11 protein-coding genes are annotated in these 11766 nt (G+C 63.5%); 4 read left to right on the forward strand and 7 right to left on the reverse strand.

Annotation, left to right across the window (positions count from 1 at the left end; genetic code table 11):
- The 4 genes from ENZ75_RS07100 to ENZ75_RS07115 all read right to left on the reverse strand — a co-directional run.
- Positions 1–1380: sugar ABC transporter ATP-binding protein (locus ENZ75_RS07100; protein WP_164887749.1), on the reverse strand; the 1380-nt coding region annotated here is incomplete at its 3' end.
- A 68-nt stretch (positions 1381–1448) separates the two neighbouring features.
- Positions 1449–2501, reverse strand: a complete 1053-nt coding sequence (locus ENZ75_RS07105) for a substrate-binding domain-containing protein (protein ID WP_024502965.1) — start codon at positions 2499–2501, stop codon at positions 1449–1451.
- Between the two features lie 41 nt (positions 2502–2542).
- Positions 2543–3532 carry a TIM barrel protein gene (locus ENZ75_RS07110; protein WP_063170351.1) on the reverse strand — a complete coding sequence of 330 codons (990 nt, stop codon included), beginning with the start codon at positions 3530–3532 and terminating at the stop codon, positions 2543–2545.
- A gap of 364 nt (positions 3533–3896) precedes the next feature.
- Positions 3897–4100, reverse strand: a complete 204-nt coding sequence (locus ENZ75_RS07115) for a DUF465 domain-containing protein (RefSeq protein ID WP_013529216.1) — start codon at positions 4098–4100, stop codon at positions 3897–3899.
- A gap of 239 nt (positions 4101–4339) precedes the next feature.
- Here ENZ75_RS07115 and ENZ75_RS07120 point away from each other — a divergent pair, with 239 nt between their 5' ends.
- The 4 genes from ENZ75_RS07120 to ENZ75_RS07135 all read left to right on the forward strand — a co-directional run bounded on the left by ENZ75_RS07120 (position 4340) and on the right by ENZ75_RS07135 (position 7870).
- Entirely contained in the window at positions 4340–4519 is a 180-nt protein-coding gene (locus ENZ75_RS07120) for a YdcH family protein (protein WP_013529217.1), read from the forward strand.
- Positions 4520–4853: 334 nt separating this feature from the next.
- On the forward strand, positions 4854–6107 hold the full coding sequence (gene ispG, locus ENZ75_RS07125; protein ID WP_024502967.1) for a flavodoxin-dependent (E)-4-hydroxy-3-methylbut-2-enyl-diphosphate synthase: 1254 nt from the start codon (positions 4854–4856) through the stop codon (positions 6105–6107).
- Between the two features lie 5 nt (positions 6108–6112).
- On the forward strand, positions 6113–6967 hold the full coding sequence (locus ENZ75_RS07130) for a lytic transglycosylase domain-containing protein (RefSeq protein WP_063169169.1): 855 nt from the start codon (positions 6113–6115) through the stop codon (positions 6965–6967).
- An 87-nt stretch (positions 6968–7054) separates the two neighbouring features.
- On the forward strand, positions 7055–7870 hold the full coding sequence (locus ENZ75_RS07135; RefSeq protein WP_128277993.1) for a Stf0 family sulfotransferase: 816 nt from the start codon (positions 7055–7057) through the stop codon (positions 7868–7870).
- 18 nt (positions 7871–7888) lie between these two features.
- Here ENZ75_RS07135 and ENZ75_RS07140 read toward each other — a convergent pair whose 3' ends face one another.
- The 3 genes from ENZ75_RS07140 to ENZ75_RS07150 all read right to left on the reverse strand — a co-directional run.
- A complete protein-coding gene (locus ENZ75_RS07140) occupies positions 7889–10228 on the reverse strand; it encodes a response regulator (protein ID WP_013529222.1) in 2340 nt (779 codons plus the stop codon).
- A gap of 114 nt (positions 10229–10342) precedes the next feature.
- Complete coding sequence (locus ENZ75_RS07145) at positions 10343–11149, reverse strand: methyltransferase domain-containing protein (protein WP_063169167.1); 807 nt, start codon at positions 11147–11149, stop codon at positions 10343–10345.
- Between the two features lie 146 nt (positions 11150–11295).
- Positions 11296–11766 (reverse strand): polyprenyl synthetase family protein (locus ENZ75_RS07150; protein WP_206525156.1); only part of this gene is annotated, 471 nt, incomplete at its 5' end.

An 11766-nucleotide genomic window follows, 5' to 3' on the forward strand; every position in this document is an offset into this window, starting at 1 on the left:
AAGCCGGATCACCTCGGGCAGTTCGGAGGAGACGACGACCACCGCATGGCCCTCGGCGGCGAGTTCCTCGATCAGATGATAGATCTCCGCCTTGGCGCCGACATCGATGCCGCGCGTCGGCTCGTCGAACAAGAGGATGCGTGTTCCCGCCGCCAGCCAGCGGCCGATGATCGCCTTCTGCTGGTTGCCGCCGCTGAACAGGCGGATCGGCCGGTCGAGCAGGAATGGGCGCAGATTGACGCGGCTCATCTTCTCGGCCGCCACCTGTTTCAACCTGGCGTGATCGATGAGGCCGCGCGGCGCGAACACGGCCATCGAGGCCAGCGCCATATTGCTGGTGATCGAGCGCAGCGGCACGATGCCTTCGCGTTTGCGCTCCTCCGGCACCAGTCCGACGCCGGCGGCAATCGCGTCACGCGGGCTGAAGAACCGTGCCGCCTTGCCGTCGATTGCAATCGTCCCGGCCGTGGCGCGATCGGCGCCGGCCAAGAGCCGCAGCAGTTCAGTGCGGCCGGAACCGACCAGGCCGGCAATGCCCAGCACCTCGCCGCGATGCAGATCGAACGACACGTTGCGCACCTTCGTCGCCGAGGAGAGGCCACGCGCGCTCAGCATGACCTTGTTCGTGGCATGGGAATTATGCTGCTCCTGCGCCAGTTCGCGGCCGACCATCATCGCCACGACCGCTTTCTCCGACAGGTCGTTCAGATCGACGGAATCGACGACGACGCCATCGCGCATGATGGTGGCGCGCCGGCAGATGCCGAACACCTCGTCCAGCTTGTGCGAGACATAGACGACGGCGACGCCGTCGCGGGCGAGGCCGGTGATGACTTGCGCCAGCCGTTCGAATTCGCTCGGCGTCAGGCTCGATGTCGGCTCGTCCATGGCAACGATGCGGGCGCGATCGAGCAGCGCGCGGGCGATCTCGACAATCTGCCGCTGCGCCACCTTCAGGGTACCGAGGGGTGCAGCCGGATCGATGGAGGGATCGATGGCCGCAAGAGCCTCCGCAGCACGGCGCTCCTGTTCGCGCCGGGCGACGAAGATGGCGCCGCGCGTCAGCGGATGGCCTAGGAACATGTTCTGGGCGACGCTAAGGCGTGGTACCTGCTGCAATTCCTGATGGATCATGGCGACGCCCGCAGCGCGTGCGGCGACCGGGTTGGCGAGTGTAACCGGCTTGCCGTCGATGAGGACGCTTCCCGCTGTCGGCGTGTGGACGCCAGACAGGATGCGCAGCAGCGTCGACTTGCCGGCGCCATTTTCGCCGAGCAGGCCGTGGATTTCACCGGCACCTACCGAGAACGACACGCCGTCAAGCGCCCGCACGGCCGGAAACAGCTTGGAAATGCCCTGGAATTGCAGCCGGGGTGACATTGGGTTCTATCTCCGGGCAACGGTGCCGGCGGGAGCGAATTGCTCTGGCCGGCACTCGCCGATTGGCCTTACTGGCCCGCAGCCGCGTCCTCGAGCAGTGCCTTGCGCGCGCCGGCGCCGGAATAGCGGTCGGCATTGTCCTTGGTGATCAGTGCCTGGGGCGTGGCGACGACGCGGGGCAGCTTCTGTCCCGCGACGAGACGCAGAGCAGTTTCCAACGCCACTTCGCCGGTCAGCACCGGGAAACTGTCGACCGTGCCGGTCAGTTCGCCGGCCCGTATGGAGGCATAGGCGTCGGAAATGCCGTCGGTGCCGAAGACCGCAACCTTGTCCTGCAGGCCGGCGGCCTTGACTGCCTCGACGATGCCGAGCGCCATGCCGTCATTGTTGGCATAAAAGCCGATCAGGTCGGGGTGCTGCTGCAGGATGTTGGTGGCCGCATCATAGGAGGTCTGGCGGTCCCAGTTGCCGGGAACGCTGGCGACGACCTCGAACTTGCCTGCCTCGGTGATGGTCGACTTGAAGCCGTCGGTGCGCTGCACGGCGGCATAGACGCCAGCCTGGCCTTCGACGATGGCGACCTTGCCGCCATCCGGACGGTTCTTGATGAACCATTTGGCGACGCGCACGCCATTGTCGCGCTGGACATTGCCGACATAATGTTCGGCCTGCGGGATCACGGCGTCATTGACGTTGACCACCGGCACGTTGGCGGCCTTGGCTTGCTCCATGATCGGCTGCAGATTGGCATCCGTCTGCGGCGAGACGAGCAGCACGTTGTAGCCCTGCGTCACCAGGCCTTCGGCGATGGTGAGCTGGCCGAGCTGGTCGCCCTCGCTTTGCGCTGCCTGATAGACGACGGGAACGCCGACCTTGGCGCCGAATGCCGTGTAGCCCTCGCCCAGCGAGCGCCAGTATTCATTGGTCAGCGTCTTGGAGACGGCGCCTGCCTTGGTGCCTTCGGGCAGCTTGGGGAACGCGCCGAATTTGGCCTCGACCTGCGACCAGTCGATGCGGTCCTTTTCCGTGTCGGAATTGAGCGGCGCGAGGTCGGCCGAAAAGGCAGAGCCGATCGACAGCGCCATCAGTGCGGCGGTAGCCGTGGCAAGCAGAAGTTTCATTGTATTCCTCCCTTGTTGAAAACGATAATGGTGCGCATGCCTCAGCTATCCGGCCCGAGCATGATTTCCTGGATGATGGCCTGCGACGTCACCGCATCCTGGCTGTCCATGGCGGCGGACAGGCGATTGTCCTGCCCCAGCCGGTCGACGACGCGCAGCATGCGCTTGACGGTGGCGATGTTGACTTCGCACTCGCGCACCGGATCGAGCCCGGTCATGTCGGGGAACGTGTCGAAATAGATGGCGCCGGCGTAACCGTCGCGGCGAATCTGCCTGAGCAACTCGATGGTCTGCAGCGTGTGCACCGCGCCGACCATCAGGCCGTCGTCGCGCTTGGCGTAGCCGTCGTTCAGATGCACGCCGAGCAGCTTGCTGTGGCGCGCCACCAGGGCCGCGGCAAAGGCCGGCTGTTCGTCGGCATAGAGCACATGGGCGAAATCGAGGGTGACGCCCAGATTGGGCAGGCCGACATCGCGGATCGCCAGCAAGGTCGTCGCCGCATCCGGCATCAGGCTGTAGGAGCGTGGTTCGTTCGGTTTGTACTCAAGGCTGATCTGACAGTCGGGATCATGCGCGGCTACTTCACGAATCCCATCGATTTCGTGTTGCCAAAGCGTCACATAGTCGGCCTGGAAGGCGTAGTCGAAGCCATCCTGGCCGAGCCACAGCGTCATCAGGCTGGCGCCGGCCTCACGCACGGCATCGATGCCGGCTTTGGTCAGGTCGATGGCCTCGCGGCGCACCGCCGGATCCGGATTGGTGAATGCGCCGAGCTTGAAGGCGGGGTTGGAGTAGTAGCGCATGGCAAAGCCATTGATGGAAAGCCCGAGATCGCCGAGTTTGAGGGCGATTTCCGCAGGCTTTTCACTGACATGGTCGGGAAAGTTGAGGTCGAGATCGGTAAGCCCGCCGACCTTGGCGGCGCGCGCCGCCATCTGCAGCAGCGACGGCTTGCCGGTAAGATCAGGCCATTCGGCCTGCGGCCGCGAGGCAAAGGAATTCAGGCGCGTGGCGAAACGAGTGGCTGTCATGGTCGATCCTTCAATCGTCATGACTTCACATAAATACAAATATTTGTAAAGTTATTGTTTTGAGGGGCGGGCGGTGAGCTGTGTCGACGGCCGGGGCTGAGCCGCGCGAAGGCGCAGGTTTCCCAGCGGCGTCGCCGGACAATCCGTCAGAACGGTGGGATCACTGACCGAGAGCGTGCGACGAAGCCGTCGAGTTCGAGGTGCTCCATGTGCGAGATCGCCCGGCAGGACGCGCCGTCGCGGCTAGTGCACCGGCGAAAAAGAGCCCAACGATTGACCGGCCAAAGGCACCGTCACACGACCGCGCAGGGAGATGCAGATCGCCGCTGCCTGGCGCTCGATCAGCGTCAGCACATCACATCGTTCACGCAATGATGTCGGGAATGATCTTGTCTTCCAGCGCCATCAGCCGGTCCTTGAGGAACAGCTTCTTCTTCTTCATGCGCTGGATCTGCAGCGGATCGCAGGCCATGGCGATCATCGCGTTGATGGCTGCATCGAAATCGGCGTGTTCCTGCTTCAGGCGGGAAAATTCGAGGCGAATATCGGCCTGTTCCTGATCGGACATTCTCTACCGTCTGCACGTCTGCGGCGCCCAAAGCTGGGCCTGATTGGGCGGGGCCGGGTGTTTTGTCACCGGCGTGCAGCCCATATCACATTTCACAGTGTCGTGGAATGCTACCACGGATCATTCGACATCGCCCGCGGAAGGTGACACACTGTCACCGTGCCGTCACAGAAGCGAACCTGCGGTGGACGCGCCGTGACGGTTGCAATCGAGGAAAACCATGAAAGGGAGAACCAATCATGTCTCTTGCATCCCATCTTGATGAGTTGCAGCGGAAACACGGCGACATCGAACGTGAAATCGATGACGCGATGAATCATCCATCGGTCGACGACCTCGAAATCGTGAATCTTAAGCGACGCAAGCTGGCACTCAAGGACGAGATTGAAAAACTAAGAGGAAAACCGACCACGCATTGATGCCCTCCTGACATAGCCGCGCGGTATCCGCGGCCTCTTTTCCCGGCGGCTCCCCGCCGCCGGCGTGGAGAGGTTTGATTTCCCAGCACGGTCTGTCAGCCGAAGCTGGACTTGCACCCGGCTTAATATCCGCTTCGGCCGTCGCCCGTTTCGCCAGATCATCGATTGTTTTTGGTCGTTGGCGACGTGCCGATTCGGGCCAGTGGCGACCTGTCGCCATTGACAAGCCATCTTTGCTCCTCCACCTCATGCCCGGACCTCAGCGCATCGGCCCGGGGCGTCGTTGTGCGCCCATGCAGGACACAAGATGCTCCAGAGACAAAAGGCTGCCGGCATGACCGGATATTTTTCCTCTCCTTTCCCCCGCCGCACCTCGGTCGGCGTCGATGTCGGCGGCGTGGTCGTCGGCGGCGGCGCGCCCGTTGTCGTCCAATCGATGACCAACACCGACACGGCCGATATCGACCAGACCGTCGCGCAGGTCGCAGCACTGCACCGGGCCGGCTCCGAGATCGTGCGCATCACCGTCGATCGCGACGAGAGTGCCGCCGCCGTACCGCGCATTCATGAGCGGCTTCAGCGGCTTGGCATCAACGTGCCGCTGGTCGGCGATTTCCACTATATCGGCCACAAGCTCTTGGCCGATCACCCGGCCTGCGCCGAGGCGCTGGCCAAATATCGGATCAACCCCGGCAATGTCGGCTTCAAGGACAAGAAGGACCGGCAGTTCGCCGACATCGTCGAGATGGCGATCAGGCATGACAAGCCGGTGCGCATCGGTGTCAACTGGGGCTCGCTCGACCAGGAGCTTTTGACCCGGCTGATGGACGACAACCAGGACAAGGGTTTTCCGCTGACGGCGCAAGAGGTGATGCGCGAGGCGATCGTGCAGTCGGCCATTCTCTCGGCCGAGATGGCGGAAGAGATCGGCCTTGGCCGCGAGAAAATCATCCTGTCGGCCAAGGTCAGCGGCGTGCAGGACCTGATTGCCGTCTATGCCGAGCTCGCCACCCGCTCCAACCATGCACTGCATCTCGGCCTGACTGAAGCCGGCATGGGCTCGAAAGGCATCGTCGCTTCGTCGGCCGCCATGGGCATCCTGCTGCAGCAAGGCATCGGCGACACCATCCGCATCTCGCTGACGCCGGAGCCGAATGGCGACCGCACGCGCGAGGTGCAGGTTTCGCAGGAATTGCTGCAGACGATGGGGTTCAGGCAGTTCGTGCCGATCGTCGCCGCGTGTCCCGGCTGCGGCCGCACGACCTCGACCGTGTTCCAGGAGCTCGCTCAGAACATCCAGGCAGATCTCAGGAAGAACATGCCGGTGTGGCGCGACAAATATCCCGGCGTCGAGAACCTCAAGGTCGCGGTGATGGGTTGCATCGTCAACGGCCCGGGCGAGTCCAAGCATGCCGATATCGGCATTTCGCTGCCCGGCACCGGCGAGACGCCGACGGCGCCTGTCTTCGTCGACGGCAAGAAGGCGGCGACGCTGCGCGGACCGTCGATCGCGGCGGATTTCGAGAAAATGGTCGCCGACTATATCGAACAGCGGTTCGGTCGCGGCGGCAAGGCCGCGGCAGAGTAGGTCAAATGCAGCGTTTCCTGTGGGCGACGCTGGTCCTGCTGTGTGGGCTAGTCTGGTCGACACTGGCTCAGGCCGATCCGCCGCAATCCGCCAAGCAACGGCTTATCGACAAGGTCTGCAACCTGATCCAGGCGCATGCCGACCAGAATGGTTTGCCCAGGGATTTCTTCGCCCGGCTGATCTGGAAGGAGAGCCGTTTCGATCCCAACGCCGTCAGTCCCGTCGGCGCCGAAGGCATTGCCCAGTTCATGCCGGGAACCGCCAAGATGCGCGGGCTTGCCAATTCCTTCGACATCAATCAGGCGATCCCGGCTTCGGCGAAATATCTCGCCGAAATGAAAACCGGCTACGGCAATCTCGGCCTGGCGGCCGCCGCCTACAATGCCGGCGAGAGCCGGGTGTCGCGCTGGCTCAGTTCCGGCGGTTTCCTGCCGATGGAAACCGAAAGCTATGTCTTCGACATCATGGGCGAACCAGCCGACAAGTTCACCGACCGAGCCTATGCCGGAAGGGTCGAACCGCTCGACGCTAAGGCGGATTTTGCCGTCGCTTGCCGAAAACTGCCGGTGATCATGTCGCGGACCGTGGCGATGGCCTCGATCAACGTAAAGCCGTGGGGCATCCAGGTGGCCGGCAATTTCCGCCGCAGTGCCGCGATCAACCAGTGGCTCAGGATAAGGAGCCGGTTCCCGGCCCTGCTCAACGGGCACGATCCAGTGGTCAGCCGGGTGCGCACGCCGATCGGCCGGCGGGGTATCTATGCGGTCAGGATCGGTGTCGACCACCGCGCCGATGCAAACGTCATCTGCCAGAAATTGCAAAGCATCGGTGGGGCATGCGTGGTGGTGCGCAACCGGTGATTTGACCCCTGCCGGCAGGGTATTTTGTCTGAGAGAGGCATTTAGAAAGCGACAGCCGTGACGTCGCATCCACCAAGGATTTCAGCTATGGCGGCGGTCATCTTACCAGGAGCGACAGCCCCTGCCTTTGACAAGCCGCGTGGGCACAACATGTTCGATGGATACATTATCTGCGGCACACCGAGGACCGGAAGCACGCTGCTGTGCAAGCTCCTGGCGTCCACCAAGACCGCCGGCGATCCACATTCGTTTTATCGGCGCCAGGACGTGGTGGAGTGGGCCGAAGAGTGGAAGCTGCTCGATCGCGCCGCGATGAGCGAGCGCGAATTCGATGCCGCTTACCTCAATGCTACGATCGCCGCTGGCAAGGGTGGGACCGGCCTCTTCGGTCTCCGCTTGATGCGCGAAAATCTGGATGAGCTTTCGGCGATCCTCGGCCGGATTTTCCCAAAACTGTCATCCGACAGAGCACGGTTCGAAAGAGCATTCGGCAATGTTCTCTACATACACCTCTCGCGGGAGGACAAGCTTGCGCAGGCTGTCTCCCTGATCAAGGCAGAGCAGACCGGTCTTTGGCATATCGCTCCCGACGGCACCGAGATCGAAAGGGTCGCACCGCCGAAAGAGCCCCAATATGATTTCGAGCGGATCAGGCGTGAGGTCGAGGTACTCGAGACCTATGATGCGGCATGGAGCATTTGGTTCGCTGAGCAAGGCATAACCCCGCTTCGGGTTGGCTACGAGCGCCTTTCGAGCAATCCGGCGGCGACGTTGCTAGGCATCTGTGAAGTCTTGGATGTCCAAGCACCAGACGCCGAAGATGTAAGGCCCGGCGTCGCAAAGCTCTCCGACGACACCAGCCTCGACTGGATGCGCCGCTATCGCCTCGACGCAGCCGCCTGATGCATCGATGGAGGCAGGCTAGGCCGTCTTGGCCACCACGGTCTCGCTGAGCCAGGTGCCGATCTTGGTGCCCAGTCGGTCGGGCGAAACGGGCTTCGGCAGATAGTCGTCCATGCCCGATTCGATGCACTTGTCGCGATCGCCCTTCAGCGCATGCGCGGTGACGCCGATGATCGGAATGTGGGTGCCCGTCGAGGTCTCCATGGCCCGGATCGCGCGGGTCGCTTCGTAGCCATTCATCTCCGGCATCGAGACGTCCATCAGGATCAGCTTGGGGCGCAGCGCCCGGTACATCTCGACCGCCGTGCGGCCGTTGCCGGCGATGCGGTAGCTCAAGCCCAAGCCATTGAGGATCTGGCCGAAGACCAGCTGGTTCACGTCGTTGTCCTCGGCAATCAGGATGTCGATCGGTCCGTTCGGCGTGGTTGTCGATTCCGGTGCTGCCGCGACTGGCAGCGCCGGGCCGCGGATGACGGTAAAGGCAGGCGGCGCTGCCGGGGGAGCCTGGACGATCGGTTCGCGGACAAACTGCGCCTTGCCGACCTGCGAACGGGCCTTCTGCACGACCGAAATAACGGTGCCGAGCAGGACCGCAGAGCGCGCCGGCTTCGTCAAATGCGCGGCAATGCCGAAGTCGATGATCATCTTGCCGAAATCGACCTGGTCGACCGAGGTCAGCAACACCACCGGGATGGAGGACAGCCGGCTGTCGGAAGCAATTGCCCTGGCGACGTCGGCGCCGTTCATGCCGGGCATCTGGTAGTCGAGGATGATGCAGTCGACGGCGGCGCCCAACTGAAAGGCGCGATCGAGGAAGGCCAGGCCGACGGCGCCGCTTTCGGCGGCGGCACAGTCGAAGCTCCAGCTTCTGAGCTGCTCGAGCAGGATTTCGCGGTTGACCGGATTGTCATCGATGACCAGCACGCGCGCGCCGGTGACGTCGACCGGCACGATCTCGTCGCGCGCCGCGGCCTGATGCGCGGGCAGCGGCACCGCGAACCAGAACACCGAGCCGCGGCCGATCTCGCTCTCGACGCCGATCTTGCCTGCCATCAGGTCGACGAGGCGTGCTGCGATGGCCAAGCCCAGCCCCGTGCCCTCGTGACGGCGGGTGGACGAGCCGTCGACCTGCGCGAATTTTTCGAACACGTTCTGCAGTTTCTCGGCCGGTATGCCGATGCCGGTGTCCTCGACGCGGATCTTGAGCTGGACCACGTCGTTGACGATCTCGCCGCCGACGTCGATCAGCACGTGACCCTTCTCGGTGAACTTCACTGCGTTGCCGAGCAGGTTGGTGATGATCTGCCGGAACCGGCCGGCGTCGCCGACGACATGGGCCGGCAGGCGCGGATCGACGCGCACGATCAGTTCGAGGTTCTTTTCGGCGACGCGCGCCGAGACCAGCGTCGCCACGTCCTCGACCGCCTCGGAAAGGCGGAAGGGAGCAGGGTCGAGGGTGAGCTGGCCAGCATTGATCTTGGAGAAGTCGAGGATGTCGTTGATGATGGTGAGCAGCGCGTTGCCGGACTTCACGATAACGTCGGTGAAGGTCTTTTGGCGTGGGGTCAGATCGGTCTTGGCCAGCAGTTCGGCCATACCGAGCACACCGTTCATCGGCGTGCGGATCTCGTGGCTCATATTGGCCAGGAATTCCGATTTGGCGCGGTCGGCGGCCTCGGCCTTGAACAGGGATTCGGCGGATTCGGCAAAGGCGCGGCGGATCGCCACTTCCATCGGGCGGAAGATCCAGAAGGCGACGATGGCAAGGGCCGCGAACAGGATGCCGCTGGCCCACAACAACAGCCTGTCGCTGGAGGCATCGGCCAGATGGCGCTCATCATCCATGGCGGTGCGGACGCGAACCAGCATGGGTTGGGCGAACAGGTCATTCTGGTTGCGGATTTCGCGATAGCTCCACTCGTCGACCTTCTGCGCCACCGACATCAGGTTGAAATTGCGCACCATGTCGCGCGGCGACCAGAACAGATCGCCGTTAACTGAAGCGGATTGGAGTTCGTCGACGGTTTTGATCGACAGCCGCGGCTTGATCGCCGCAAGCTGGGCGGTCAGCGTCTCGATCTCGCCGGTCAGGCGCTCCGAATGGCCGCGCGCCGATGTGGTCAGGGCATCGCGTGTCTCCGCCCGCCAGGCGGTGCCGGTCGTCTCGGCAAAGCTGGTCGCGTTGCGCAGGTCTCGGGTGAAGATGACGAGATTGCTGCTCAGCGCATCGATGTCGCGGCGAAAGGAATTGACGCGATCAAGCGCAATCACGATGCCGGCGGAAGCCAGCGCGAAGATCAGCAACCCTGAAATATAGCGGATCCGGACCGACCGGATGAAGGACGAATATTCAGGCATGCGCAACCCCAACACATACGCACCATTTTAATGGCCGGGATTACGCTTCATTTACATTAAAATTTCGTTCGTTCGGGCAGGCGAGCCGTGCGAGCCGCCGGATGGACAGCGCGCCTAGGCCGCGTCCACGACGAGGGCGCGGATGCGGCCACTCACCGGGCCTTCCCCGAACCGTTTCCCAAGGGCATTCGCCACGTATCGCGTCACCTCCTCCAGCGAGCCACCGCGCGCCTCGATCTCGACCCGCAGGGGCGTGCCCTGGCAATAGGCCGTGGCCGCCTCATATGGCGAGGAAGCGGCGCTGACGGCATCCAGCGGCTCTATGGTAATGTTACGGAAGCCGGCGGCATGCAGGTCGGCGCGGATGACGTCCGCATCGTGATAGCCATGCGGTGTCCTTGCCATGAAGCGAGGCGGATCGGCCGGGAAAAAATGGCCGAGCGCCCGCGTCACCTCATCGGCAAACTCGTTCTCTTCGATGGCACCCCAGACGTTGAACAGGAAGTGTCCGCCCAGCCGCATCACGCGCCGAACTTGCCCGTAGGCGCCCACCCGATCGGGGAAGAACATCGCGCCAAACTGGCAGGCCACGGCGTCGAACTGTGCGTCCTCGAAGGGCAGCGCCTGAGCATCGGCCTGCTGCCAGGTGATGCGAGGATCGTCCACCATCCGCGTGCGTGCGTGGTCGAGCATGGGCTGGTTGAGGTCGGTGACCACGATGCGCGCTTGCGCCGGCAGCTTTGCTGCGAGCGCACGTGTCACCACACCGGTGCCCGCCGCCACTTCGAGCACCGATTGCGGCCCGAGCTTCGACACCCGCTCCGCCAGATCCCGCGCATATGGCTCGAAGATCAGCGGCACCATCGCCCGGTCGTAGATCTCGGGAATGGAACCGCTGAACAGCTTGTCGGTGGTCGACATGGCATCCTCCAACTCTTATCCGCACCGCGTGCTTGCCGTGCGGATGTCAATCCTCTGCCTCGGCAGGCTTCCGCTCAAGTTCTATTTCAGAACCGGCCGGCGGGGACGTGCGTGCAATCAGCTCGATGTTCCGGCTGGCACCAACCTTAGCTGTTACGCGCCGCCACGAATGTCGCCGCTTCTTTCAGCAACTGGGCATCGTCGCCATAGGGCTCAAGCAGCGCATGCGCCTGTTGGACGAGGCCGTGCAGCTGGCCGCGTGCCCAATTTGCACCATGCAAGGCCACCAGCGTCGCCTTGCCGGCGGCGGCGTCCTTGCCGGTCGCCTTGCCCATCTGGCTGGCGTCGGCGGTCAAATCGAGCAGGTCGTCGGCAAGCTGGAAGGCAAGACCGATCGCCGAGCCGAATTCGGCCAGCCGCTCGCGGTCATCGGCCGGGGCGCCGGCGATGAGGGCGCCTGCCTCGCAGGCGAAGCGGATCAGCGCGCCGGTCTTCATCGCCTGCAGCCGGATGATGCCGGCCTCGTCCGGCGGCGTCTGTTCGGCTTCGAGATCGAGCTTCTGGCCGCCGACCATGCCGCCTGCTCCGGCGGCGCGGGCAAGCGCCAGCACCAGGGC

Origin of the sequence: Mesorhizobium sp. M7A.F.Ca.CA.002.04.1.1, from assembly GCF_004022805.1 — a bacterium.
Taxonomy (GTDB): domain Bacteria; phylum Pseudomonadota; class Alphaproteobacteria; order Rhizobiales; family Rhizobiaceae; genus Mesorhizobium; species Mesorhizobium ciceri.

What these genes read in the sequence shown, in the direction of transcription:
- ENZ75_RS07110 (WP_063170351.1), bottom strand. Translation starts at nt 3,532, where the DNA reads ATGACAGCCACTCGTTTCGCCACGCGCCTGAATTCCTTTGCCTCGCGG.
- ENZ75_RS07120 (WP_013529217.1), top strand. Translation starts at nt 4,340, where the DNA reads ATGTCTCTTGCATCCCATCTTGATGAGTTGCAGCGGAAACACGGCGAC.
- ENZ75_RS07145 (WP_063169167.1), bottom strand. Translation starts at nt 11,149, where the DNA reads ATGTCGACCACCGACAAGCTGTTCAGCGGTTCCATTCCCGAGATCTAC.
- ENZ75_RS07115 (WP_013529216.1), bottom strand. Translation starts at nt 4,100, where the DNA reads ATGTCCGATCAGGAACAGGCCGATATTCGCCTCGAATTTTCCCGCCTG.
- ENZ75_RS07105 (WP_024502965.1), bottom strand. Translation starts at nt 2,501, where the DNA reads ATGAAACTTCTGCTTGCCACGGCTACCGCCGCACTGATGGCGCTGTCG.
- ENZ75_RS07130 (WP_063169169.1), top strand. Translation starts at nt 6,113, where the DNA reads ATGCAGCGTTTCCTGTGGGCGACGCTGGTCCTGCTGTGTGGGCTAGTC.
- ENZ75_RS07135 (WP_128277993.1), top strand. Translation starts at nt 7,055, where the DNA reads ATGGCGGCGGTCATCTTACCAGGAGCGACAGCCCCTGCCTTTGACAAG.
- ENZ75_RS07140 (WP_013529222.1), bottom strand. Translation starts at nt 10,228, where the DNA reads ATGCCTGAATATTCGTCCTTCATCCGGTCGGTCCGGATCCGCTATATT.
- ispG (WP_024502967.1), top strand. Translation starts at nt 4,854, where the DNA reads ATGACCGGATATTTTTCCTCTCCTTTCCCCCGCCGCACCTCGGTCGGC.